Below are 24,560 nucleotides of genomic sequence, written 5' to 3' on the forward strand. Positions count from 1 at the left end.
CCCTGGGCGGCTCTACACGTAGGAGGACATCCATGCGAGGAACCACTCGCACGGTGGCCGTTGCCGGTATTTCGGCGGCAGCCCTGCTTCTGGCTGGCTGCGGTGGCGGCGGCGACGAAACCCCTGAGACGAGCGGCGCCAAGACTGGCGGCGCCATCGCGGTTCGTGGCTGCAACCCCGAGAACCCCCTGATCGCGGGCAACACGTCCGAGACCTGCGGTGGCAACGTGCTCGACGTCATCACGGCCAAGCTCGTCAAGTACAACGACGAGACGGCCGCGCCCGAGAACGACATTGCCGAGTCCATCGAGAGCACTGACAACCAGACCTTCACGGTCAAGCTCAAGAAGGACTACAAGTTCCATGACGGCACCGTCGTCAAGGCCAAGAACTTCGTTGACGCATGGAACTACACCGCTTACGGCCCCAACGCCCAGCTCGGTTCCTACTTCTTCGAGCCCATCGAGGGCTACGGCGACCTGCAGTCGACCGACCCCGACGAGGACGGCCCGCAGAAGGCGCCGGAGCCCAAGGCCAAGGAGATGACCGGTCTCAAGGTCGTCGACGACTCGACCTTCACGATCAAGACGGCTGACAAGGTCTCGAACCTTCCGGTCCGCCTCGGCTACACGGCCTTCGCCCCCCAGCCCGACTCGTTCTTCACGGACCCGAAGGCCTTCGGTGACAAGCCGGTCGCTGCCGGCCCCTACAAGCTCGACACCTGGACCAAGAACGCCGAGATCAAGCTCTCGAAGTTCGCGGACTACAGCGGCGCCAAGAAGGGCAACGTCGACAACATCACGTTCAAGATCTACCAGGACGCCGGTGCTGCTTACGCCGACGTCCAGGCGAACCAGCTCGACGTGACCGACGAGGTCCCGGCCAGCGCCCAGATCGATGACAAGTACAAGACCGACCTTCCGGACCGCAACCTCCAGAAGCCGGTCGGCGTCATCCAGACGATCACCACGGCCCCGACGGCAGTTGACCCCAACTACCCGCCGGCGATCAAGAAGGCCATCTCGATGGCGATCAACCGTGAGGCCATCATCAAGGCCATCTTCAACAACACCCGCCAGCCGGCCACCGGCTGGGTCTCCCCGGTCGTTGACGGCTACAAGAAGGACGTCTGCGGCGAGGCCTGTGTCTACGACCCGGCCAAGGCGAAGGCTGCACTCGAGGCCGCTGGTGGCTTCAAGGGCAAGCAGATCACCCTCTCCTACAACGCTGACGCGTCGCACAAGGAGTGGACCGAGGCCACCTGCAACAGCATCAAGCAGGCTCTCGGTGTCAACTGTGTCGCCACCGGTGTCGTGGACTTCTCCACGTTCCGCAAGCAGATCCACGACCGGAAGATGACGGGAATGTTCCGTACCGGTTGGCAGATGGACTACCCGTCGATCGAGAACTTCCTGACGCCGATCTACGCCAAGGGCGCCTCGTCCAACGACGGTGACTACAACAACCCGGCGTTCGACGCCAAGCTCAAGGAGGCCGCTGCGGCCACCGACGCTGCCTCGTCGAACAAGCTCTACCAGGAGGCCGAGCAGGTCCTGTCCGAGGACATGGCCTCCATCCCCCTCTGGTACGGCACCACCACCATGGGTTGGTCCGACAAGGTCACCAACGTCAAGGTCACGCCGTTCGGTGTGCCTGACTACGCGAGCATCTCGCTGAAGTGACTCCCGCGTGTCGGGTGAGCACCTGACCCGACACTCAGCAGGCTGTCGGCCTGCCGGCTTCCCGCCGGCAGGCCGACCGCATGCCGGGGGTCCACGACCCTCGGCTGGGCCCCTTCGCCCCCCAGATGTGTGACCGGCCCCACCGCCAAACAGGCGTCAGGTATGTTGCAGTTCTGGCCGGCCCACGAGGCCATCATCAGACTTCACGAGACGCGCGGATGCCGTCTCGCCGCGCTCGTCCGTTACCACGGAACGGGCCGACTGTGACACAGGAGGTGACATGGGCAAGTACATCGTCAGGCGACTGCTGCAGATGATCCCGGTGATTCTGGGAGCAACCTTCATCATTTTCGTCATGGTCTTCGCCCTGCCCGGAGACCCGACCTCCGGCAAGTGCGGCGAACGCCCGTGCTCGGCGGAATACGTCGCAAAGTTCAAAGAGGAACACAACCTCAACGACCCGCTGCCGGTTCAGTACGGCAAGTATCTCGGCAAGTTCGTCCAGGGCGACCTCGGCACGAACTACTACGGGATCCCCGTCAAGGAGGACCTGGCCAAGCGCTACACCATCACGGGCCGTCTCGCCGTCATGGCGATCCTGTTCGAGACGATCATCGGTGTTCTCGCCGGTGTCCTCGCAGGAGTGCGAAAGGGCAGGTTCATCGACAACCTCGTCACGGTGAGCACGCTGTTCGTCATCTCGATCCCGGTCTTCGTCATCGGTGTGTTCCTCCAGTACACCTTCGGCATCAAGTGGGGCATCTTCCCCGCGACAGTGCCGAGCCTGGAGGCGTCGACGTACTCGCTGCTTCTGCCTGCCTTCGTGCTTGGCTCCCTGTCGATCGCGTACGTCGCGCGCCTCACGAGGACCAACCTCGTGGAGAACCTGCGGGCCGACTACGTGCGCACGGCTGCGGCCAAGGGGCTGACCAAGACGCGAGCTGTCGGCGTCCACACCCTGCGCAACTCCCTCATCCCGGTCGTCACCTTCATCGGCGCCGACTTCGGTGGCCTTCTCGGCGGTGCCATCGTGACCGAGCGCATCTTCAACATCCAGGGAGTGGGTGGCTACATCTGGAAGGGCATCAACTCCCGTGACGGTGTCGCCGTCGTCTCTGCGGTGACGGTGCTCGTCATCGTGTACCTGCTCGTCAACCTGCTCGTCGATCTGCTCTACGGCGTGCTCGACCCGAGGATCAGCCATGACTGACACCATCGCTGCCACCGTCCAGCCCGGAGCTGCCGACGACGTGGGCGAGGCTCGCTCGCTTGCCCAGGATGCGTGGCGTTCCCTGCGTGGCAACAAGATGTTCTGGATCTCGGTCACGCTCATCGGGTTGTTCGTCCTCATGGCCATCTGGCCCTCGCTCTTCACGAGGACCGACCCGACGTTCGGGGACATCAACAATGTGCGCGAACGGCCCAGTGGTGCCCACTGGTTCGGGACGGACACCCAGGGCTACGACATCTACGCCCGCACCATCTACGGTGCCCGCGCGTCGATCATCGTCGGAGTCCTGACTTCACTGTCGACCCTCATCGTCGGCGGCGTGATCGGTGTCGTCGCCGGCTTCTACGGCGGCTGGCTCGACTCCCTGACCTCCCGTATCACTGACATCTTCTTCGCGATCCCGCTGCTCCTCGGCGGCATCCTCTTCATGGCGAGTTTCCCCAACAAGCCGGACACGAACTACTTCGTCGTGGTCGGCAAGGTCGTGCTCACCCTGACGATCTTTGGGTGGCCCTCGATCGCACGCCTCATGCGCTCGAGTGTTCTCCAGGTGAAGCCCAACGAGTACGTCCTCGCGGCCCGTGCCCTGGGTGCGAGCCCGTGGCGGATCATCCGGTCGCACATCCTGCCCAACGCGCTCGCGCCGGCGATCGTCGTCACGACGATCAACCTCGGTGCGTTCATCGTGGCCGAGGCGACACTGTCGTTCCTCGGGATCGGGTTGACCTACCCCGCCATCTCCTGGGGTGTCGCGATCAGCGACGCTCTCAGCGCCATCCGCACGTACCCGCACGTCCTTCTCTTCCCCAGTCTGTTCCTCAGCCTCGCGGTCCTCGCGTTCATCCTTCTCGGCGATGCCGTGCGGGACGCGTTCGACCCGAAGGCCCGATGAGCAGGAGGAGCCACCAGTGACCAGCACCACCACGAAGTCCGCCGTGCCCGAGTCGAGCTACAAGCCCGACTCCGAGGGCCGCCTACTCGAGGTCGACGACCTCTTCGTCGAGTTCCACACTGCCGAGGGCATCGCCAAAGCGATCAACGGCGTCTCGTTCGACCTGCGTCAGGGCGAGACTCTCGCGATCCTCGGCGAGTCCGGCTCGGGCAAGTCGGTGACCGCTCAGGCGATCATGGGCATCCTCGACATGCCGCCGGCCGTCATCCCCTCAGGTGCCATCCGCTACTGCGGCCAGGACCTGCTGACGATGCCCGAGGAGCAGCGGCGCAAGTCGCGTGGCCCGGAGATCTCCATCATCTTCCAGGACGCCTTGAGCTCGCTCAACCCGACCTTCCCGGTCGGCTGGCAGATCGGCGAGATGTTCCGGCAGCACCGGGGCATGAACAAGTCGGACGCCTACGCGCAGGCGGTCCGCCTCATGGAGCGCGTCGCCATCCCGGGCGCCAGGGAGCGGGTCAAGAACTACCCGCACCAGTTCTCGGGCGGCATGCGCCAGCGCATCATGATCGCGATGGCCATCGCGCTCGACCCGGCGGTCCTCATCGCAGACGAGCCGACGACGGCGCTCGACGTGACCGTCCAGGCGCAGATCATGGCCCTGCTCGCTGAGCTCCAGGAGGAGCGTCAGATGGGCCTCATCCTCATCACCCACGACCTCGGCGTCGTGGCTGACGTCGCTGACCGTGCAGCGGTCATGTATGCCGGTCGTATCGTTGCGCAGGCAGACATTGAGGACCTCTACGCCCACCCCGCACATCCCTACACGCGTGGGCTGCTCGAGTCGATCCCGCGTCTGGACCAGAAGGGTCAGACGCTGGCCGCCATCGGTGGTCTCCCGCCCAACCTCACGCGCATCCCGCAGGGATGTGCCTTCAACCCGCGCTGCCGCATGGCCCAGGACATCTGCCGCACCGACGAGCCCGCTCTGCGCCGCGTCGGTCAGCAACAGTCCGCCTGCCACTTCGCCGAGGAGGTCCTCAATGGCTGATGTCATCCTCAAGGCTGACAACCTGTTCAAGCACTACCCCATCAAGGGTGGTGTCCTGCGTACGACGACCGGTCAGGTCAAGGCCGTCGACGGGGTCTCATTCGAGCTGAACCGCGGCGAGACGCTCGGCATCGTGGGTGAGTCCGGTTGTGGCAAGTCCACCCTGGGTCGCGTGCTCATGCGTCTCGAGGAGCCCACGGCGGGAACCGTGAACTTCGACGGTGTCGACATGTACTCGCAGGGCGGGTCGGCGATGCGCAAGCTGCGTCGCGACATCCAGATCGTCTTCCAGGACCCCTACACGTCGCTCAACCCGCGCAAGACGGTTGGCGACATCATCGGTGAGCCGTTCGAGATCCACCCCGACGTCGTGCCCAAGGGTGGTCGCAAGGCGGCGGTCAAGGACCTGCTTGACATGGTGGGGCTCAACCCCGAGCACATCAACCGTTACCCGCACCAGTTCTCGGGCGGCCAGCGACAGCGCATCGGCATTGCCCGAGGGATTGCGTTGAAGCCCAAAGTCCTCATCTGCGACGAGCCGGTCTCTGCGCTCGATGTGTCGGTGCAGGCGCAGGTCATCAACCTCATGGAGAAGCTGCAGGACGAGCTCGGCCTGTCCTACATCTTCATCGCGCACGACCTCTCCGTCGTCCGGCACATCTCCGACCGCGTCGGCGTGATGTACCTCGGGCGCATGGTTGAGCTCGGCACCGAGGAAGAGATCTACCAGCGGCCGACTCACCCCTACACGCAGGCCCTGCTCTCGGCGGTTCCGGTCCCGGACCCGACGATGCGTGGCAAGCGTGAGCAGATCGTCCTCTCCGGTGACGTCCCGTCGCCGGCGAACCCGCCCTCGGGCTGCCGCTTCCACACGCGGTGCTTCAAGGCGCAGGACCGCTGCAAGGTGGACGACCCCGAGCTGATCGACCGGCCCGACGGCTTGGCCGCGCACCGTTCGGCATGCCTGTTCGCTGAGCCCCGCGTCATCGTCGAGACCGTCGACGTCTCCGACGTCGAGCCCGACATTCGGTTTGCCACGACGGAGGTCGTGGACTTCGACGCTTTCGCGGACGAGGAAGATCGGCTTCCGGCCGACGCCGCTTCCACGGTCGAGCGTTCCCAGTCCACGGGCGAGGAAGGTCCGTACGACCGTCCCAGCGATACCCACCGGGTGATCGACAACGAGCCCAACGAGAAGCCCGGTCAGAACGTCTGAGCTCACCCGGTCCGCTCAGCAACACCTCAAGGTATGCCGCCCGCTCTCCCGAGCGGGCGGCATACCTGTGTCTGCTGCGGGCGCCCACTTCGTGCCCCATACGGACCGGGCGAAGGTGGCTTCAGCTGTTGGCTCGTGTCCGTGCGGGGCACTAAGTGGCCATGACCGTGCGGGGCACGAAGTCGTTGTGGTCAGTCGCCGGTCTGCGGGTTGCGGGTGCGCAGGAGCCGGCGCAAGGACTCGAGCCGCGAGACACCTGACGGCCCGGCATGGCCGTCGGCCACCCACTCGTCCAGGGCGCACTCCTCTTCGTCGTGCGAACACCCGCGGGGGCAGTTGCCAGTGCCTGCCTCGAGCTCGGGGAAGTGGGTGACGATGCGTTCGGGGTCGACGTGGGCGAGGCCGAACGAGCGGATGCCCGGCGTGTCGATGACCCATCCGTCTCCGTCGGGCAGGCGCAGCGCCACCGCCGAAGTCGAGGTGTGGCGGCCGCGTCCCGTGACGTCATTGACGACGCCGACGGCGCGATAGGCGTTGGGGACAAGGGCATTGACGAGGGTGGACTTGCCCACGCCGGAGTGCCCGACCAGGACACTGACATGTCCTCGCAGTGCGTCGCGAACGGCCTCGAGGCCGTCGGTTCCTTCGCTCTCGGTGGTTGCCGTGATGACGCTGCGCACCTCGAGGGGTGCGTAGTTCTCGAGGAAGGGAGCCGGGTCCGCGAGGTCCGCCTTGGTGAGGGCGAGCAGGGGTGTCATGCCGGCGTCGTAGGCCGCGACGAGGCAGCGGTCGATGAGCCTCGGCCTTGGTTCGGGGTTGGCCAGAGCACAGACGACGACGAGCTGGTCGGCGTTGGACACGATGACGCGCTCGACCGGGTCGGTGTCATCCGCCGTGCGTCGCAAGAGGGTGCGGCGTTGGCCCACTCTCACGACGCGGGCCAACGCATCGGGGCTGCCCGAGACGTCACCGACGACGAACACGTCGTCGCCGACGACGATGCCCTTGCGGCCGAGTTCGCGTGCCCGCATCGAGGTCACCATGCGTTCGTCGCCGGTGCCGGGCTCCATGAGGACGTGGTAGCGGCCACGGTCGACCCCGATGACCATGCCGGGTACGGCATCGAGGTGGGCCGGGCGGTCCTTGGACCGGGGACGGCTTCCGCGTTTGCTGGGGCGGATCCGGGCGTCGGACTCGTCGTAGTCGCTCGTGGCGCGAGCCATCAGGCGATGCGCCCCTGAGCCAAGGGCCGCCCGAGCATGCCGAACCACAGTTCGGTGAACGTGGGCAGGGTCTTCGCGACCGTGCCGACGTCCTCGATGACGACACCGGGGACAGCGAGTCCGATGACCGCACCGGCCATGACCATGCGGTGGTCGCCGTAGGTGTGGAACGTCGTGGCGGAGAGGGGTCGAGGCACGATGTGCAGACCGTCCGCGGTCTCGGTGACCGTGGCTCCGAGCGCGTTGAGCTCGCGGGCGAGCGCCGCCAACCGGTCGGTCTCGTGGCCACGGATGTGGGCGACACCGCGGATGAGGCTGGGCCCTTGGGCGAGCGCTGCGAGGGCGGCCACGACGGGGGTGAGTTCGCTGGCGTCGTGGAGGTCGACGTCGACGCCGCTGAACCCGTCGACAGCGCTCACGGTGAGACCGTCGCGGCCGAGGCTGACGTCGGCGCCCATCTCGTCGAGGATGTCGCGGATCTCGTCGCCGGCCTGAGTCGTGTGTTGCGGCCAGCTGGAGATCCGCACCTTGCCGCCGGTCACGAGAGCGGCGGCGAGGAAGGGCGCGGCGTTGGAGAGGTCCGGCTCGATCTGGACGTCCAGAGGGTTGAGTGGCCCCGGCTCCACCCGCCACGTGTCGGCCTCGGTGTCGTCGACGTCGGCTCCGGCGTCGCGCAGGGCCTCGACGGTCATGTCGATGTGCGGTTGGCTGGGCACGGGCTGGCCCTCGTGGTGGATCGTCACGCCCTGGTCGTAGTGCGGGGCGGAGAGCAGGAGTGCGGAGATGAACTGGGACGACGCCGAGGCATCGAGGGTCACGTCCCCGCCCCGCACTGCCCCCGTGCCGCCCACGGTGAAGGGCAGGGCGCCGCGGCCGTCGTCGTCGAGGTCGACGCCGAGGTGCCGCAGGGCTTCGAGAGCCGGACCCATGGGACGGGTTCGGGCATGCGGGTCACCGTCGAACCGCACGGGTCCGCGTGCGAGCGCGGCCAGCGGTGGGACGAAGCGCATGACTGTGCCAGCGAGCCCGCAGTCAATCTCTGCGGGGCCCCCGAAGTCGCCCGGCGTGACCAACCAGTCGTCACCGTCGACGTCTTCGATGCCGACCCCCAGACCACGCAGCGCCTGGGCCATGAGCAGGGTGTCACGTGAGCGCAACGGGAGGCGCAGCCGCGAGACCCCGCCAGCGCGCGCGGCAAGGACGAGGAAGCGGTTGGTCAGCGACTTGCTGCCGGGGAGGTCGATGATCGCGGCGACCGGTCCGTCGGCAGCGGGGCAGGTCCAGTCAGGTGAGGGCATTCTGTGCCTGGACCGCCTTCAGTCGTGCCTCGCGCCGAGCAGCCTTGGCCATGTGACGGGCCTCGCGCTTGGTCGTGTGGGCGGTGCGTTGTGCGCGCTCACCGGCGAGGTGAGCGCGGTAGGACAGGCTGGGCTTGCCGTCGGTGTCGACGGCGGCGAGGAGCAGGCCACCGAGCAGACCGAGGTTCTTGAGGAACTGGATCTTCTGCTGGGCGCGGGTCTGGGGGTCGGATTCGTTCCAGAAGGCGTGTGCCGCAAGGGTGGTCGGCAGCAGGGCGCCCGCCAGAACTGTCGATGCCAGGCGCGGAACGTGTCCGGTGGCCAGCAGTGCGCCTCCGCCCACCATGGCCACAGCGTTGGCGCGCACGAGGAGCTCGGGGTCGTCCGGGAGCCCGAGCTTTGTGGCCTGGTCGAGCACGGGGCGAGCGGCCTTGGCCTTGGCCCCTGGATGCTTGAGCTGGTCGAGACCTCCCACGACGAACATGGCGGCGAGCATGGGACGGGCAACACGACGCACCAAAGACATGCGTCCTCCTCAGGGTCGGTAACGGATCGTGGACCTTCTCCTACCGTAGTTGGTTCGTGCGGATCCGTGTCTTCGAGGGTCAGCGGACGTCGATGCCTCTGTCCGGGTCGGTGTCCGTGCCGTTGTCACTGCCAGTGCGTAGATTTGGCGACATGTGCGGGCGCTACGCGGCCACGGCCAACCCAGACGAGCTGACCCTCGAGTTCGAGGTCGACGACGACCGCTCGACCGAGCCCACGCGCAGCGTCCTCGTCAACCCCCAGTCGCCACCGCCCGGGACACCCGACACCAACATGGCCCCGACCAAGCAGGCGCCCGTCGTGCTCACCCGCTCGCCCCGTGGCGAGGCCGAGGCAGAACCCACGCGCCAGCTTCGGCTGCTCACGTGGGGGCTCGTGCCCAGCTGGTCCAAGGACCCCAAGGCGGGCGTGCGCATGATCAACGCGCGCGCGGAATCCGTGCTGGAGAAGCCGGCATACGCCAAGGCGGCGGCACGCCGTCGATGCCTCGTTCCGGCGCGGGGTTGGTACGAATGGCAGGTCTCACCGACCGCGACCGACACCAAGGGCAAGCCGCTCAAGCAGCCCTTCTTCACTGCGCGCGACGACGGCGCGAGTTGTGCCTTCGCCGGGCTCTATGAGTTCTGGCGCGACCCCGCGGTCGCCGACAAGGACGACCCCGCTGCGTGGCTCACGACGTTCACGATCATCACGACCGAGGCGGAGCCGGGCCTGGACCGCATCCACGACCGCCAGCCCCTCGTCCTCGACCACGCCGACTGGGAGGCCTGGCTCGATCCCAGGTTGAACGACCTCGCACACGTGGCCACCCTCCTGGAGCCGCGCGATCCGGGACGCTTCACGGCATACCCCGTCTCCCGGGCCGTGAGCAGCAACCGGTCCAACGGGCCGCAGCTGCTGGACCCGCTCCCCGAGTCCGAGCTGCGCGGCGTCGTCGACCCGATGACCGGCGAGATCATCGGGTCCGCATCATGACGACGCGACGACTCGTCGAGGTCCCGACCCCCCTGGGCCCTGCCCACGCGCACGTCGTGCGACCGCCGCGCGCTCGCGGCACCGTCGTTCTCACGCACGGGGCGAGTGGGGGACTCGGCGGTGTCGACCTCCACGCCGTGCGTGACGGACTCGTCGAGAGTGGCTGGGCCGTGGCCTTCGTCCAGCAGGCGTGGGGCGTTGCCGGACGGCGTATGCCGCCGCGTCCCGTTCCGCAGGACGAGGCCTGGCTTCCTGTGGTCGCGGCACTGCGCAGCGGCCGCGGGCGACTCCCCGGACCGCTGGTCCTCTCGGGCAAGAGCAACGGCGCCCGGGTGGCCTGCCGCACCGCCGCGGACCTGGAGGCCGACGGCGTGCTCTGCCTGTCGTTCCCGCTGCACCCGCCCGGCAAACCGGAGGTGTCACGGGCCGACGAGCTGCGCCTTCCGATCGGCGCCGGGATCCCCGTCCACGTGGTGCAGGGGGAGCGAGACCCGTTCGGCACCCCGGCGCAGGTGCGAGCGGAACTCAGCGACCCGGCATACGTCACCGCGGTCAAGGGTGAGCACACGATCAGGGTGACAGGTCCGCTCGTCGAAGCGGCCCGCGCCTTCCTCGAGACGGTCGGTCAGTGACCGTTCAGAGGGCACCGCCGGCGGCCTCGGGGGCCGAGTTGTCAGTGGGCTCGGCCTGGGGTTCGCGGGCGAGGTGCTCCTCGATCTGGAACCAGTCGTTGCCGGCACGCTCGGTGATGGTGAGCAGGGTGTTCATCGACGAGACTTCCTCGACCTGCTCCTTGAGGAACCACAGCATGAACTGTTCGGACAGGACGTCTCCCTCGGCCCGAGCGGCGCGGAAGAGGGCCTCACACTGCTCGGTGACAGCCTTCTCCTGCTCCAGGGCCAGAGCGATGGGCTCGGCCGGACGGTCGAAGGCGTTGCGCACGGTGCCGACGCCGGGGATCTCGACGTCCCAGTCACGATCGAGCATGTAGCGGACCATCATCATCGCGTGGTTGCGCTCCTCGACGCTCTGCGCGTAGAAGCGCTCGGCGAGCCGCGGGAGGTCGAGGTCGTCGAACCAGATCGCGATGGCGATGTATTGCTGGCTCGCGGTGAACTCGTGGCGGACCTGCTCCCCGAGGAGGGTGACGAAGGGTGACGTGGTCGGCGTGGTCATGCGCAAACGCTACACGCGGGGAATGGTGCCTCCCTCCCCCCTGTTGACACCCTTGTCCACGCGCCGAGAACCGGCGCATCGCGTTGCCGAGAGGTCTGGCCCGTGCTCGTACTGCACACGACGTCCCCCACAGAGACGGGTCTAGGGTGGAGCGCAATGACCACGCCACAGACGACCTCTGACGAACCCACGGTGGATGTCACCACCGAGACCCCGGACGAGCGGCAGGCCCGCTTCGAAGCCGAGGCGCTTCCGCTGCTCGACCAGTTGTATGCCGCTGCGATGCGCACGACGCGCAACCCGCCCGACGCCGAGGACCTGCTGCAGGAGACCTACGCCAAGGCGTTCGCCGCCTTCCACCAGTACAGGCCCGGCACCAACCTGCGTGCCTGGATGTATCGCATCCTCACCAACACCTACATCAACACGTACCGCAAGAAGCAGCGCGAGCCGCTGCAGTCCGACGCGTCCGAGGTCGAGGACTACCAACTCGCGCGCGCCGAGTCGCACACCAGTTCCGGGCTGAAGTCGGCCGAGGCCCAGGCCCTCGACCACCTGCCCGACTCCGAGATCAAGAGGGCGCTGCAGGACTTGCCCGAGGACTTCCGGATGGCGGTCTACCTCGCCGACGTCGAGGGCTTCGCCTACAAGGAGATCGCCGAGATCATGGGAACGCCCATTGGCACCGTGATGTCACGGCTCCACCGCGGTCGCCGGCAGCTCCGCGAGATGCTGACTGAGTATGCCGCCGAGCGCGGCTTCGGCAAGGAGGTCTCGTCGTGAACGAGATGCACAAGGACAGTCAGACGGCCCCGGAGTCCCACGCCGAGTCTCATTCTGAGTCCCACGCGGAGTGCTCGGAGGTCCTTCACCGGATCTATGAGTACCTCGATGGAGAGATGCAGCCCTCCGACGTCGCCCGGGTGGCGGAGCACCTGGAGGCCTGCGGACCGTGCCTGCACGAGCACGACCTCGACCGCGCGGTGAAGGCCGCGGTGCGGCGGTCCGGTGGGTCGGAGGAGTGCCCGGACCAGCTCCGCGTCCAGATCCTCCAGCGCATCACGATGGTCCGCCTCGAACTCGACAGCTGAGACCTGTCGCGGTGCCGGGGAGAACTGGCGCCGGACGCGACGAAGGGGCGACCACCATGCGGTGGTCGCCCCTTCGATCGTCTGCTGCGCAGTGCTCAGGCGTTGGGCTTGCGGCCGTGGTTGGCCTTGTTGCCCTTGCGCGAGCGGCGCTTGCGGGCACGCTTGCTCATGGGAACTCCTCGAGATCGGGGTGGACGGGCGACCCAGAGCCCCGACGGTGCAAAGGGCTCCAGAAATCACTCGTGCGTCACGGTCATTGTTACACACTTGCGCCGCGTGGAAGGATGGGGCTCTCAGCCCTGACTGCCGGTCGGGCATATCGAAAGGTTTCATCATGCGCGCCCTTCGTCTCGCCGCTGCTGCCCTCGCCATCGCCGCACTGTCCGCACTCGGTGCTTCCTCCGCCCAGGCCGACGTCTCCGCTGCCAAGGTCGGGGTCGTCACGTCCAACACCTGGCAGTGGTGACTTCGCCACCGCACGCGTGAATCGCAAGGTTGTTTCGCAACTCGCGAGAGACGGCACCAACCTTTACATCGCGTCCGTTGTCCTCCTGGCCATCGGCCTGGGTGTCCTGTGTGAGGTCCGCTACGGCTATCCGGACGACTGGTGGGCCGTGGGCGCCTTGGCGCTTCTCGGCGCCTCGACGTGGTGGCTTCCGGCGACCTCGAGCGATGGACGTGTGCATTTCACGGCGGACAACGTCGTGATCCTGGCGGCGATCCCCATCGTCGGCCCACTGGGCAGCGGCCTCGTCAGCCTGATCATGGCCGCCGCCACCAGACGTCGCATTCCCCTGCGACGGCGCCTTTTCAACATGGCTGCGGTCGTGTCGACCACGATGCTCAGTGCGATCGCCTACGGCCTGGCCGGGGGGACTTTCGCGGCAGCCTCTCTCGTGGGTCCGCGTGAGCTGATCTGGCACGTCGGTGCCCCGATCGTCATTGCTGATCTGGCCCTGCTCCTGGCGAATGCCTTCATCGTCGCCGGGGTCATTCGTCTGTCGGCAGGTATTCCACTCCGCCTTCAGGTGCTGGACATGTTGGCCAGTTCCGGCCTGACCCAGTTCGCCTACGGGATCATTGCCTTTCTCGTCGTCATCATGTGGCTCCCTGGTCAGATGGGCGCCGTGGCCATTCTCGTCGCTCTTGCGCCACTGGCGGGAGCCCGCTGGGCTCTGCTGCAGTACGGCGAGGAGCGCGACGCCAGAGAACGTGCTCTCGGCGCCCTGGTGACGGCCATCGAGACACGAGCGCCCGTCCTCGAGGGGCACAGTGGGCGGGTGTCCGCGATGGCTGGGCTCATGGCTCAGGAGCTCGGGCTCGGGCCCAAAGAGGTCGCCGACGTCCGCACAGCCGGTCTGCTCCATGATCTTGGGCGAGTTGTGGTGGCCCCCGGACGCCAAGGTGCCGACGACGTGGCGAGCGCCGCCCTTCGCGGTGCGGCCATGCTCCAGGGTCTGCCCTTCCTCGCGGGGGCGTCCGCGGTCATGGAGGAAGTCGCCCGAGCCAGCAGCCCCGACGCGACGGGTTCCGTCGCCGCGAACATCATTCGCGCGGCAGACGAGTACGACCTCATGCTTCACTCGGACGAGGGGATCGGTCCATTGGCGGCGATCTCACGAGTGCGTGCCCGCCGTCTCTCGACCCCGGACACGGACCGCGTGCTTGAGGTGCTGACGCGTGTGGTCCGACTCCATGACGGCGCCGCCGACGGTGTCGCGGCGACATCATGACTCCCCAGCCGGTCGTGGGAGTGCTCTCCCCGCGCGTGGTTGCTCGCGCCACCCGGGTGGAGCCGCTCGTCCTCGCACTCGGGGCGTTCACTGTAGGGGCTTCCCTGGTGACGGACTTCGCGCGGATTGAAGAGGTCGCGCGCGACCAGACCGCAGTTCTTGTGGCGTTCGTCGTGGCCATCGTGGTGGGCGAGCAGTTCCGCGTGCGGATGCCTTCGGGTCGAGTTGCCGCTCCCGTCTCCACTGCCTCGGCCATAGCGCTGGCCGTGCTGGGTTCGGTGTACGGAAACCCCGCGTTCGACGTTCCCGCAGGGACGGTGGCCCTCGTCGCGGCCGGGTCGCTGGGCATGGGCGCCCTGCTGCGTTGGGTGCTGCACCGAAGGATCGCCTGGTATGTCGTGGCCGCGCGCACGGTCGGGGTCGGTGTCACGGCTGCGTTGATCCGCGTGGTGCCGCTCGACGGGGGAGCCTCGGCCTGGGCCTGGCAGGTCGACCGCCATCGACCGGCGTGGGTCGTGGCCATCGTGATGATGGGTGCAGCCGCCGCTGGTCTCTATGTCGAGATCATCCTCACCGGCCTCGTCCGCGCCCAGCGTCGGTCCCTCCCAGTGGTCAGCGCCTTGTCCGAGGAGCTGGGGGAGGCCCAGGCGCTCACCCTCGGAGTCCTTGCAGCGGGGCCACTCGTGGCGTTCCTGGCTCCGGTCGTGGGCTTGGCCGCGCTTCCTCTCGGACTGTTGCCGATGATGCTGACCTACGTGGCCGTACGCCGCTACACCACGAATCGCGAGACCTACCGACAGACGATCGCCACCCTGTCCCTGCTCACCGAGGTGGCCGGCTACACCCCATCCGGCCATGCCTCGAGGGTCGCGGCCATCTCGGTGAGGATCGCGCGATCCATGGGGATGCACGCGGAGCAGCTGCAGGACCTCGAGTATGCAGCGCTGCTGCACGACCTCGGCCAGGTCGGCCTGCGGTCACCGATCCCTGAGGGTGCGACGGTGCTGGCCGCACCCGACGACCAGAGACGGATCGCCTCGGAGGGCGCCCGCATCGTGCGTCGCACGGAGGTCCTCGACCGGGTCGCAGACCTCATGGAGGGACAGACGACACCGTTCCGGCATGTGCGCGAGTGGGGCGAGAAGGTGCCGTTGGAGAGTCGGATCATCAAGGTCGCCAATGCCTTTGACGACTTCTCCCACGGCCGAACCGATGCGCCGTCCATCGAGGCTGCCCTCGAGCGGATCCACCTGGGACTGGGATACGAGTACGACCCCGAGGTCGTCGAGGCACTCATCCGCAGTGTGCAACCGCAACTGCGGACCTGAGCCATCCGGGACAGTCGAAGGCCCCGGCACACGTCGTGCGCCGGGGCCTTCGAGCGGTGGCTCGCTGTCGCGGGTCAGGCCTTCTTGGTCTCCTTGAAGATCTCGTCGATCTCGTCGATCTTTGCGAGGAGCTCGTCGGCCTTGGCGGCGTCGAACTCACCCTTGGTGCCCGAGGCGCCAGCGAGCTTGGTGGCTTCGTTGATCAGGCTGTGCAGGTTGGGGAACTTCTCGAAGTGCGGCGGCTTGAAGTAGTCGGTCCAGAGCACCCACAGGTGCTCCTTGACGAGCTGCGAGCGCTGCTCCTTGATGAGCACGGCGCGGGTGCGGAAGTCGGGGTCGTCGTTGTCGGCGACCTTGGCGATGATCGCCTTGATCGACTCCGCCTCGATGCGGGCCTGGGTGGGGTCGTAGACGCCGCAGGGCAGGTCGCAGTGGGCGCTGACATCGGTGATGCTGAACAGAGTGGGGAGGCGCATGAACGTCCCTTTCGTTGGGCTGAGTTGTGGCCACTTCCCAACCTACAACGAGCCCTGCGGGCCTGATCACGGCGTATGCCGTGTGGTCACCCTTCCGGGGCGGGGCCAGACCCGAGCCAGCGCCACAGCGAGGACGTCGCCCGGGTCGAGGGAGCCCACCTCGAAGGAGGTCACGCCCTCCCGGGGATTGTCGGAGTCGAGCCACCAACGGTCCGGAGCGTCCGGGTCGACCCGCGCGACTCGCTTGATCGAGAGAGGTCGAGGAGCCCCCGTGGCGTCGGGTGGCAGACGAACGACGGCGATGACTCCTGGACGAACGCTGCCACCCCACAGGGCGAGGAGCAGGTCGCCCTCGCGGAGCGTGGGTTCCATGGACCGGCCGCGCACCCGCACGATGCGAGGACGGGGAATCGACCGGAAGGGCACGCGCTGATTGTGGCATTGAGCACGCGGCAAGCCGGAGACGTGCCAGCCCGGAGCGTGCGAGGATGGCCGAGCGCGGCACACCTCCCGCCCCTCGACGTCCCCCACCCGGGACTCGGCCCGTCGCACCGATCCGCTTCGGTTGCGCAAGTTCTTTGTGTTGGGAGTCCTGTCATGTCTGCGTCCCCGTTGTACTCCAGCTTCGACTTCGAGGGTCCGGTCTTCCGGGCTCACGAAGGCGGAAAGCTCGGCGTACACGCGACGCAGCCTCTGCGTGATCGCGATGACCTGTCGTTGCTCTACACACCGGGCGTTGCTGACGTCTGCCGGGCCATCGCCGAGGACCCGAGTCTCTCGGCCCGCTACACCGCTCGTCGCAACACCGTCGCTGTCATCACCGACGGCACGGCGGTCCTCGGACTGGGTGACATCGGTCCGCTGGCGGCCATGCCCGTGATGGAGGGCAAAGCGATCCTCTTCAAGCACTTCGGCGGGATCGACGCCATTCCGGTGTGCATGGAGACCGGAAGCGTGGACGAGCTCGTCGACGCCATCGCCCGCATCGCGCCCTCCTACGGCGGCATCAACCTCGAGGACATCTCGGCTCCGCGCTGCTTCGAGATCGAGGACCAGCTCAAGGAGCGCCTCGACATCCCCGTCTTCCACGACGACCAGCACGGCACCGCGATCGTCGTGCTCGCCGGGCTCCTCAACGCAGCGAAGGTCGTCGACCGCGCCCTTCCAGAACTCCGGGTCGTCGTCGCCGGCGCCGGCGCTGCCGGGGTTGCAGTGACCGGTCTGCTCCAGAGGGCTGGGGTGCGAGACGTGGTCGTGTGCGACTCTCGCGGCATCATCTCGCCGTCACGCACGGACCTCACCGGCCACAAGCACCGCATCGCTGCCTCCACCAACCCTCGCGGCCTGTCAGGTCTGATCGGCACCGCCCTCGTCGACGCTGACGTCTATGTCGGTGTCTCCGGTGGCACCGTGCCCGAGGAAGAGATCGCGAGGATGGCGCCGAACTCGATCATCTTCGCGCTCGCGAACCCTGACCCCGAGGTGCACCCCGACGTCGCCCACCGGCATGCCGCAGTGGTCGCCACCGGTCGCTCGGACTTCCCGAACCAGATCAACAACGTCCTGGCGTTCCCGGGCATCTTCAGGGGGGCGCTCGACTCGGGAGCGAGCCAGATCACCGAGGCGATGAAGCTGGCTGCGGCCGAGGCGATCGCAGCGATGGTGCCCGAGCCCACGGCCGAAGAGATCGTGCCGAGCGTGTTCGCGCCGGGTGTTGCCGACATCGTTGCTGCCGCAGTGGCCAAGCTCGCCTGACGGCTCTCTGCCGCGTCACTCAGGCGCGGACGGCGCCCGCGATCTCGCGGATGCCGTCCGCGTCGATGCCGCAGCAGCCTCCGATGAAGCGGGCTCCGAGGTCGTGCCAATGCTGCACCGTGGTCGACGAGAAATGCGCTGAGCCGTCCTCGGTCCAGGTCTTGCTGTCGGGGTCGTAGGTCGCGCCCGCATTGGGATAGATGACGTAGGGCACGCTCGGATCGCCTGCTTCGAGGAGTTCGTCGATGTGTCGGGGCGCTGTGCAGTTCACGCCGACGGCGATGCCTGCTCCGCGCACGACGTCGATGGCCTCCGTGAACGGCGCGCCCCCGGTGAGTCGCGCGCCCTCCGTCGCCGAAAAGGACACCCAATATGGCAGGGCTGGGGCGAGCTCGGTGAGAAGTTCGACCACGACCTCTGCTTCGGTCACCTCGGGGATGGTCTCGACGGCCACGAGGTCGGGGTTGGCCGACACCAAGCGCTCCAGTCGGCGGGAGTGGAACTCTCGCAACGTCGCTCGGCTCACGTCCGGGTAGCCGGTGTACTCGGACCCGTCGGCCAGGTGCGCGCCATAGGGACCGACCGAGGCAGCGACGAGGGCCCGACCGTCGGCGGCCTGACGGGCCAGTTCGATCGAGGCGTCGAGGTCGGCGTCGCAGTCCTGCTCGGTCAGTCCGGCGTCGACGTAGCCCGCGTAGCTCGCCTGGTACGAGGCGCTGATGAGGATCTCGGCCCCTGCGTCGACAAAGCTGCGGTGGGCCGCGACCACCTCCGAGGGGGCTTGCCGCAGGAGCCGGGCCGACCAGAGGCGCCCGGACAGGTCGTGACCTCGTGCCTCCAATGCCGTGGAGAAGCCGCCGTCGAGGACGACCGGCCCGGTGCGAAGGAGCGCGTCGATGGTCATCGCCACATCGTCGCACTGCACCTCCTGGGCCATGGGTAGGGTCGAACCATGCTCGCTGCCTACGCTGTCTCCCAGTCCGCGTCCGACCCGCTCTCGGGCCTCGAGGTGGGGGAGCGCCCCGACCCGCAGGCGCGCGACGGGTGGGTCGTCGTCGACGTCAGGACCTGCGCCCTCAACCACCACGACGTGTGGTCGCTGCGTGGAGTGGGACTGGCCGCCGACCGGTTGCCGATGGTGCTCGGTTGCGATGCGGCCGGCATCGACCCCGATGGCAACGAGGTGCTCATCCACGCGGTCATTCCGTCGGACGGCTGGAACGGTGACGAGACCCTCGACCCTCGCCGTACCCTTCTCTCGGAGCTGCACGACGGCACCTTGGCGACCAAGGTCGCCGTGCCGCGCACCAACCTCGTGCCCAAGCCGGCGGAACTCAGCTGGGAGCAGGCCGCCTGCCTTCCCACGGCCTGGCTCACGGCATACCGGATGCTTTTCACGAACTCGCAGGTGCAGCCCGGAGGCACGGTCCTCGTCCAGGGAGCGGCCGGTGGCGTCGCCACGGCCCTCGTCCAGCTCGGCGCCGCTGCCGGCATCCGCGTGTGGGTGACGAGCCGCGACGAGGCCAAGGGCGAGCAGGCCGTCGCCCTCGGTGCCGACCGCGCGTTCGCCTCCGGTCAGCGACTGCCTGAGCGCGTCGACGCCGTCATGGAGACCGTCGGCGCGGCGACCTGGTCCCACTCCGTCAATGCCCTGCGGCCCGGCGGGACGATCGTCATCTCGGGCGCAACCTCGGGCGACGCCCCGGCCAAGGCCGAGCTGACCAAGATCTTCTTCAAGCAGCTGCGCGTCATCGGCTCGACGATGGGCACTCGCGACGAGCTCCAGAAGTTGGCGAACTTCGTTGTCGCGCAGGGTATCGAGCCCCTGATCGACTCGGTCGTCCCGCTCGCTGACGCACGCGACGGCTTCGCCAAGATGGTCGACGGTCAGGTCACCGGCAAGGTGGTGTTTGCAGCGTGAACCGATCTGGGGTTCAGATCTGGAGCCACTCGTTCCAGCCGTTGTGCAGGACGAGCCACGCGATGAGGCCATAACCCGCCTGGCCGGGGTGGTGGCCGTCGCGGCTGGCCGCGAGCTCGGAACGCCACTGGTCGTGGCCCAGCAGCGGGCGGAAGCAGTCGACGAAGGGGACCGAGCGCCGAGCACACACGTCGGCCTGGGCCTCGACGAGCACGGCGAGCTTCTCGTTGAACGCCTCGTCGCTCGTGGGCGGGCTGCTCACGACGAACGCGGCAACGCCGGTGCTCGCTGCCTCGTCGAGGATGTTGGCGAGGTTGAGCCGGTGGCGGGCCAGCGTGACGCCGGCGGCGATGTCGTTGGCGCCATAGGAGACCACGAGGCGTCGCTCGCTGCGTGACTTCCACCGCGGCGGGCACTCGGTGTGCCAGCGCGCGAGCACGTCACCGCTCGTCTGTCCCCGAACCCCCAGGTTGTATGCCGTGAACTCGACTTCCGGGTGCGCGGTGCGCCCGACGACGCGGGTCACCCATCCCTGCCCCTTGGGGTCGCCGACACCAGCCACCAGGGAGTCGCCCATGAAGACGATGGCGACGTCACGAGGGCCGTCTCCGGGCGCGGTGAAGTCGGCACTCGGTCGGAACTCGATGTCGCCGGGGGAGCCCTCGTCGGTGGGCTCCGAGTGGTGGATCTGGTCGGTCATGTTCAGTCGTCCTCATCATCGAGCCGAGCCAGCCAGGTGGCGAGGCGCTCGACGGGTGTCTCGAAATCGGGGTTGAGGTCCACGAAGGTGCGCAGCTGCTCGGCGAGCCAGGCCAAGGTGACCTCTTCGTCGCCTCTGCGTGCCTCGAGCTCCTCGATCCCTCGGTCGGTGAAGTACACCAAGGAACCCTAACGCGCAGACGCGGCCCCGTCCGTGAGGACCGGGCCGCGCCGGGCGGTGCGTCTGACCGTGTGGTCGAACGTCAGCGGTTGAAGGCCTGTGCGACGAGGTCGGCCTGCTCTGCCTGGTGCTTCTTCGAGGAGCCCGTCGCCGGCGAGGCCGACGCCTTGCGCGAGAGGACGCGCAGCGGGCGCTGGACGTCGTGCTGGGCGAGGGCCTTGGGCAGGTTGAGGGCCAGGAAGGGCCACGCACCCTGGTTCTCCGGCTCGTCCTGCACGACGACGAGTTCGGCGTCGGGGTACTTGGTGAGCTCGTCGGCGAGTTCCTTGCCCGGGAGCGGGTAGTACTGCTCCATGTGCAGGATCGCGGTGCTCGTGTCGCCACGCTTGGCCCGCTCGGCCTCGAGCTCGTGGACGGCCTTGCCGGCAGCGAGGAGCACCCGGTCGACGGTGCCGCTGGTCGCACCCTCGCGGTCCGGGAGGATCGGACGGAACGTGCCGGTCGTGAAGTCCTCGGGCATGCTCGAGGCTGCCTTGAGGCGCAGCATCGACTTCGGCGTGAAGACGATGAGCGGTCGACGCGGTCGGGCGTAGGCCTGGCGGCGCAGCAGGTGGAAGTACGACGCCGGCGTCGTCGGGTAGGCCACCGTCATGTTGTCCTCGGCGCACATCTGCAGGAAGCGCTCGATGCGGGCGGAGGAGTGGTCCGGCCCCTGGCCCTCGTAGCCGTGGGGGAGCAGGAGCACGACGGAGGAACGCTGGCCCCACTTCTGCTCCGAGCTGCTGATGAACTCGTCGATGATCGTCTGCGCGCCGTTGAGGAAGTCACCGAACTGGGCCTCCCAGAGGACGAGGGCATCGGGCCGCTCGACGGAGTAGCCGTACTCGAAGCCCAGGGCCGCGAACTCGGACAGCAGGGAGTCGTAGACCCAGAAGCGGCCCTGACCCTCGCCCAGGTAGAGCAGCGGCGTCCACTCGAGCGCCGTCTCCTTGTCGATGAGCACGGCGTGACGCTGCACGAACGTGCCGCGACGGCTGTCCTGACCGGCGAGCCGCACCGGGGTCCCCTCCTTGAGGAGCGAGCCGAAGGCGAGGAGCTCGCCGGTGGCCCAGTCGATCCCGCCCTGGCTGACGCTGCCGACGCGCTTGTCGAGCATCTGCTGCAGCTTGGGGTGGACGGTGAAGCCGTGGGGTGGGTTGGCGAAGACCTCGCCGATGGCCTTGAGCTCCTCGGGCGAGATCGCTGTCTCGGTCGCGGATCGCGTCGTGGCATCGGTCGTCTGGGCCTTGGGCGGCTCGAGACCGGTGTGACCCTCGACGTCGGTGCCGGTGTAGTTGTCGTCGGCGGCCCTGGCCGCGTCCGCGTCGTTCTGCTTGAGCGCTTCCTTGGTCTCGACGAAGACCCGCTCGAGCTGCTGCTGGTAGTCGCGCAGCGCGGCCTCGGCATCCTCGACAGTGATGTCGCCACGACCGATGAGGGACTCGGTGTAGAGCTTGCGGACGCTGCGCTTGGCCTCGATGAGGTTGTACATGAGCGGCTGGGTCATCGACGGGTCGTCGCCCTCGTTGTGACCGCGACGGCGGTAGCAGACCATGTCGATGACGACGTCCTTGGCGAAGTCCTTGCGGAACTCGTAGGCGAGCTCGGCGACGCGCACGCACGCCTCCGGGTCGTCACCGTTGACGTGGAAGATCGGCGCCTGGATCATCCGGGCAACGTCGGTCGAGTAGGTCGACGACCGCGACGAGCTCGGTGAGGTCGTGAAGCCGACCTGGTTGTTCACGACGATGTGGACCGTGCCGCCCGTGCGGTATCCGCGCAGCTGCGACAGGTTGAGCGTCTCGGCGACGACTCCCTGACCAGCGAACGCCGCGTCCCCGTGCATGAGGACGGGCAGGACGGTGAAGTCCTCACCGGCGAGATCGAGGCGGTCCTGCTTGGCGCGCACGATGCCCTCGAGCACGGGGTTCACCGCTTCGAGGTGCGACGGGTTGGCCGCGAGGTAGACCTTGGTCGTCGCCCCGCCCTCGGCGGTGAAGGTGCCCTCGGTGCCGAGGTGGTACTTGACGTCACCCGAGCCCTGGACCGACTTGGGGTCCTGCTTGCCTTCGAACTCGCGGAAGATCTGGCTGTAGGACTTGCCGGCGATGTTGGCGAGCACGTTGAGGCGACCGCGGTGCGGCATACCGATGCAGACCTCTTCGAGGTCGTCCTCGGCAGCCAGCGACAGGACGCGGTCGAGCAGGGCGATGACGGACTCGCCACCCTCGAGCGAGAAGCGCTTCTGGCCAACGAACTTGGTCTGCAGGAAGGTCTCGAACGCCTCGGCGGCGTTGAGCTTGCGCAGGATCCGCAGCTGCTCCTCGCGCGTCTGCTTGGCGTATCCGACCTCGATCTTGGACTGGATCCACTCGCGCTGCTCGGGGTCCTGGATGTGCATGTACTCGACGCCGATGCTGCGGCAGTAGCTGTCCCGCAGGATGCCCAGGATCTTGCGGAGCTTGAGGAACGGCTGGCCGCCGAACCCGCCGGTCGCGAAGAAGCGGTCGAGGTCCCACAGCGTCAGGCCGTGGCTCGTGACGTCGAGGTCCTGGTGGCGCCGCTGCTTGTATTCGAGCGGGTCAGTGTCGGCCATGAGGTGGCCGCGCACGCGGTAGGCGTGGATGAGCTCCTGGACGCGCGACACCTTGTTGATGTCGTCGTCGTGCGAGGCCGAGATGTCCTGGACCCAGCGCACCGGCTCGTAGGGGATGCGCAGGCTCTCGAAGATCTCGTCGTAGAAGCCGTTCTCGCCGAGGAGGAACTGGTGGATCACGCGCAGGAACTCGCCGGACTGGGCGCCCTGGATGATGCGGTGGTCGTAGGTGCTCGTCAGCGTGAGGATCTTGGAGACGGCGTTGCGGTTGAGCGTCTCGTCGCTCGCTCCCTGCCACTCGGCGGGGTAGTCCATCGCGCCGACGCCGACGATCGCACCCTGACCGGCCATGAGGCGCGGGACGGAGTGGACGGTGCCGATGCCACCGGGGTTGGTCAGTGAGATCGAGGTTCCCTGGAAGTCCTCGACGGTGAGCTTGCCGCCGCGGGCCTTCTTGACCATCTCCTCGTAGGCGGTCCAGAAGTGGCCGAAGTCCATGGTCTCGGCGGACTTGATGGACGGGACGAGGAGCTGGCGCGTGCCGTCGGGCTTCTCGAGGTCGATGGCGAGGCCAAAGTTGACGTGGGCCGGCGTCACGAGCACCGGCTTGCCCTTCTCGTCGGTGGTGAAGCCCGCATTCATGGCGGGCATGACGCCGAGAGCCTTGACGACGGCGAAACCGATGAGGTGGGTGAAGCTCACCTTGCCGCCGCGCGAGCGGGCGAGGTGGTTGTTGATGACGATCCGGTTGTCGACGAGCAGCTTGGCCGGGACGGCGCGCACGCTCGTCGCCGTCGGGACGGTGAGCGAGGCCTCCATGTTGGTGACGACCCGGGCGCTCGCACCGCGGATCGGCGAGGTCTCGGGCGCGTTGACAGCTGACTCGGACTTGGCCGGGGCCGCATCGCGAGGCTTGGGCGCCCCGGCTGGAGCGTCGGAGGGTGCCTCGACCTTGGGGGCCTCGACCTTGGGGGCCTCGGCCTTGGGGGCCTCGGCCTTGGGGGCCTGAGCCGGGGGCGTGGCGGCCGGGGCTGCCGCCGGCGCCGCTGACTTCGCGGGGGCGGGCTGCGACGGGGCGGCAGGAGCAGGTGATGCAGCCGGTGCCGGAACAGCAGGCACGGCCGGCGTGGTCGCAGCAGGTGCCGCAGTAGGTGCCGCAGCGTCGCCCGGAGCCGCGCCGTTGCCGGCTCCCGCGTGTGCGGCCGCCGGGTCGTAGTCAGCGAAGAAGTCCCACCACGCCTTGTCGACCGAGTTCTTGTCCTTCTGGTACTGCTCGAAGAGCTCGTCCACCAGCCATTCGTTGGGTCCGAAGGCTGTGAGGGGATCGTTCGAAGCGGGCTGGTCGGGCACGGCGGTTACGCCTCTTTCTGTGCGTTGACTTCAGGGTTCTCGGGTCCGGCCAGCCTATCTCTCCGACCCCGCCTGCCGGGCGTCGGTCCAGCCTGTCTGCG

General features: G+C 67.8%; 25 protein-coding genes. 14 read left to right on the forward strand and 11 right to left on the reverse strand.

Translation table 11 applies throughout. From position 1 onward, the window contains the following. Positions 1–32 precede the first annotated feature (32 nt). From ACFQRE_RS13360 to ACFQRE_RS13380, 5 genes are all read left to right on the forward strand, one after another. Positions 33–1,682, forward strand: coding sequence for a peptide ABC transporter substrate-binding protein (locus ACFQRE_RS13360; protein ID WP_380123084.1), 1,650 nt, complete (start codon positions 33–35; stop codon positions 1,680–1,682). 280 nt (positions 1,683–1,962) lie between these two features. Further along, on the forward strand, positions 1,963–2,892 hold the full coding sequence (locus ACFQRE_RS13365) for an ABC transporter permease (RefSeq protein WP_380123086.1): 930 nt from the start codon (positions 1,963–1,965) through the stop codon (positions 2,890–2,892). After that, positions 2,885–3,805 (forward strand): ABC transporter permease, encoded by a 921-nt coding sequence (locus tag ACFQRE_RS13370; protein ID WP_380123089.1) that lies wholly within the window; start codon positions 2,885–2,887, stop codon positions 3,803–3,805. Before ACFQRE_RS13365 ends, ACFQRE_RS13370 begins: the two co-directional genes overlap by 8 nt. A gap of 16 nt (positions 3,806–3,821) precedes the next feature. Continuing rightward, positions 3,822–4,856, forward strand: a complete 1,035-nt coding sequence (locus ACFQRE_RS13375) for an ABC transporter ATP-binding protein (protein ID WP_380123091.1) — start codon at positions 3,822–3,824, stop codon at positions 4,854–4,856. Beyond that, complete coding sequence (locus tag ACFQRE_RS13380) at positions 4,849–6,072, forward strand: ABC transporter ATP-binding protein (protein ID WP_380123093.1); 1,224 nt, start codon at positions 4,849–4,851, stop codon at positions 6,070–6,072. Before ACFQRE_RS13375 ends, ACFQRE_RS13380 begins: the two co-directional genes overlap by 8 nt. A 191-nt stretch (positions 6,073–6,263) precedes the next feature. On the opposite strand, the gene rsgA is transcribed toward ACFQRE_RS13380, so the two are convergent. From rsgA to ACFQRE_RS13395, 3 genes are read right to left on the reverse strand one after another with little or no spacing between them, the layout of a single operon-like run. Then, the gene (gene rsgA / locus ACFQRE_RS13385; protein ID WP_380123095.1) at positions 6,264–7,295 is read right to left on the reverse strand and encodes a ribosome small subunit-dependent GTPase A; all 1,032 of its coding nucleotides are present in this window, start codon (positions 7,293–7,295) and stop codon (positions 6,264–6,266) included. Beyond that, positions 7,295–8,593, reverse strand: a complete 1,299-nt coding sequence (aroA, locus tag ACFQRE_RS13390) for a 3-phosphoshikimate 1-carboxyvinyltransferase (RefSeq protein WP_380123097.1) — start codon at positions 8,591–8,593, stop codon at positions 7,295–7,297. The genes rsgA and aroA overlap by 1 nt, the downstream gene beginning before the upstream one ends. Then, positions 8,580–9,119 (reverse strand): DoxX family protein, encoded by a 540-nt coding sequence (locus ACFQRE_RS13395; protein WP_380123099.1) that lies wholly within the window; start codon positions 9,117–9,119, stop codon positions 8,580–8,582. The genes aroA and ACFQRE_RS13395 overlap by 14 nt, the downstream gene beginning before the upstream one ends. 152 nt (positions 9,120–9,271) lie before the next feature. Here ACFQRE_RS13395 and ACFQRE_RS13400 point away from each other — a divergent pair, with 152 nt between their 5' ends. Continuing rightward, complete coding sequence (locus tag ACFQRE_RS13400) at positions 9,272–10,114, forward strand: SOS response-associated peptidase (RefSeq protein WP_380123101.1); 843 nt, start codon at positions 9,272–9,274, stop codon at positions 10,112–10,114. After that, on the forward strand, positions 10,111–10,746 hold the full coding sequence (locus ACFQRE_RS13405; protein ID WP_380123103.1) for an alpha/beta hydrolase family protein: 636 nt from the start codon (positions 10,111–10,113) through the stop codon (positions 10,744–10,746). Before ACFQRE_RS13400 ends, ACFQRE_RS13405 begins: the two co-directional genes overlap by 4 nt. A 4-nt stretch (positions 10,747–10,750) precedes the next feature. On the opposite strand, the gene ACFQRE_RS13410 is transcribed toward ACFQRE_RS13405, so the two are convergent. After that, entirely contained in the window at positions 10,751–11,290 is a 540-nt protein-coding gene (locus ACFQRE_RS13410) for a ferritin (protein ID WP_380123105.1), read from the reverse strand. Between the two features lie 156 nt (positions 11,291–11,446). Here ACFQRE_RS13410 and ACFQRE_RS13415 point away from each other — a divergent pair, with 156 nt between their 5' ends. Further along, entirely contained in the window at positions 11,447–12,073 is a 627-nt protein-coding gene (locus ACFQRE_RS13415) for a sigma-70 family RNA polymerase sigma factor (protein ID WP_380123107.1), read from the forward strand. A 5-nt stretch (positions 12,074–12,078) separates the two neighbouring features. Then, the gene (gene rsrA, locus ACFQRE_RS13420) at positions 12,079–12,381 is read left to right on the forward strand and encodes a mycothiol system anti-sigma-R factor (protein ID WP_380124270.1); all 303 of its coding nucleotides are present in this window, start codon (positions 12,079–12,081) and stop codon (positions 12,379–12,381) included. Between the two features lie 95 nt (positions 12,382–12,476). On the opposite strand, the gene ACFQRE_RS13425 is transcribed toward rsrA, so the two are convergent. After that, a complete protein-coding gene (locus ACFQRE_RS13425; RefSeq protein WP_009775747.1) occupies positions 12,477–12,551 on the reverse strand; it encodes a 50S ribosomal protein bL37 in 75 nt (24 codons plus the stop codon). A gap of 164 nt (positions 12,552–12,715) precedes the next feature. On the opposite strand from ACFQRE_RS13425, the gene ACFQRE_RS13430 reads away from it, so the two are divergent. Genes ACFQRE_RS13430 through ACFQRE_RS13440 form a run of 3 tightly spaced genes read left to right on the forward strand, consistent with a single transcriptional unit; the run spans position 12,716 to position 15,442 of the window. Continuing rightward, complete coding sequence (locus ACFQRE_RS13430) at positions 12,716–12,847, forward strand: hypothetical protein (protein ID WP_380123109.1); 132 nt, start codon at positions 12,716–12,718, stop codon at positions 12,845–12,847. Positions 12,848–12,863: 16 nt separating this feature from the next. Then, on the forward strand, positions 12,864–14,114 hold the full coding sequence (locus tag ACFQRE_RS13435; RefSeq protein WP_380123111.1) for an HD domain-containing protein: 1,251 nt from the start codon (positions 12,864–12,866) through the stop codon (positions 14,112–14,114). Next, complete coding sequence (locus ACFQRE_RS13440; protein WP_380123113.1) at positions 14,111–15,442, forward strand: HD-GYP domain-containing protein; 1,332 nt, start codon at positions 14,111–14,113, stop codon at positions 15,440–15,442. The genes ACFQRE_RS13435 and ACFQRE_RS13440 overlap by 4 nt, the downstream gene beginning before the upstream one ends. Before the next feature lie 74 nt (positions 15,443–15,516). Here the strand turns inward: ACFQRE_RS13440 and sodN are convergent, their stop codons facing one another. Beyond that, on the reverse strand, positions 15,517–15,918 hold the full coding sequence (gene sodN, locus ACFQRE_RS13445) for a superoxide dismutase, Ni (protein WP_380123115.1): 402 nt from the start codon (positions 15,916–15,918) through the stop codon (positions 15,517–15,519). Positions 15,919–15,984: 66 nt separating this feature from the next. Then, positions 15,985–16,344, reverse strand: coding sequence for a S24/S26 family peptidase (locus tag ACFQRE_RS13450; RefSeq protein WP_380123118.1), 360 nt, complete (start codon positions 16,342–16,344; stop codon positions 15,985–15,987). A 171-nt stretch (positions 16,345–16,515) separates the two neighbouring features. Here ACFQRE_RS13450 and ACFQRE_RS13455 point away from each other — a divergent pair, with 171 nt between their 5' ends. Then, on the forward strand, positions 16,516–17,673 hold the full coding sequence (locus ACFQRE_RS13455) for an NAD(P)-dependent malic enzyme (RefSeq protein WP_380123120.1): 1,158 nt from the start codon (positions 16,516–16,518) through the stop codon (positions 17,671–17,673). 19 nt (positions 17,674–17,692) lie between these two features. Here the strand turns inward: ACFQRE_RS13455 and mmuM are convergent, their stop codons facing one another. After that, positions 17,693–18,577: a homocysteine S-methyltransferase gene (mmuM, locus tag ACFQRE_RS13460; RefSeq protein WP_380123122.1), complete on the reverse strand. Its 885-nt coding sequence runs from the start codon at positions 18,575–18,577 to the stop codon at positions 17,693–17,695. Positions 18,578–18,625: 48 nt separating this feature from the next. On the opposite strand from mmuM, the gene ACFQRE_RS13465 reads away from it, so the two are divergent. After that, a complete protein-coding gene (locus tag ACFQRE_RS13465) occupies positions 18,626–19,594 on the forward strand; it encodes a zinc-binding dehydrogenase (RefSeq protein WP_380123124.1) in 969 nt (322 codons plus the stop codon). A gap of 13 nt (positions 19,595–19,607) precedes the next feature. Here the strand turns inward: ACFQRE_RS13465 and ACFQRE_RS13470 are convergent, their stop codons facing one another. From ACFQRE_RS13470 to ACFQRE_RS13480, 3 genes are all read right to left on the reverse strand, one after another. Further along, positions 19,608–20,294: a GDSL-type esterase/lipase family protein gene (locus tag ACFQRE_RS13470; protein ID WP_380123126.1), complete on the reverse strand. Its 687-nt coding sequence runs from the start codon at positions 20,292–20,294 to the stop codon at positions 19,608–19,610. Positions 20,295–20,296: 2 nt separating this feature from the next. Continuing rightward, positions 20,297–20,473, reverse strand: a complete 177-nt coding sequence (locus tag ACFQRE_RS13475) for a DUF6104 family protein (RefSeq protein WP_009775737.1) — start codon at positions 20,471–20,473, stop codon at positions 20,297–20,299. An 83-nt stretch (positions 20,474–20,556) separates the two neighbouring features. Continuing rightward, entirely contained in the window at positions 20,557–24,459 is a 3,903-nt protein-coding gene (locus tag ACFQRE_RS13480) for a multifunctional oxoglutarate decarboxylase/oxoglutarate dehydrogenase thiamine pyrophosphate-binding subunit/dihydrolipoyllysine-residue succinyltransferase subunit (protein WP_380123129.1), read from the reverse strand. Positions 24,460–24,560 lie beyond the last annotated feature (101 nt).

This window comes from Knoellia pratensis (assembly GCF_042666395.1).
GTDB lineage: Bacteria > Actinomycetota > Actinomycetes > Actinomycetales > Dermatophilaceae > Knoellia > Knoellia pratensis.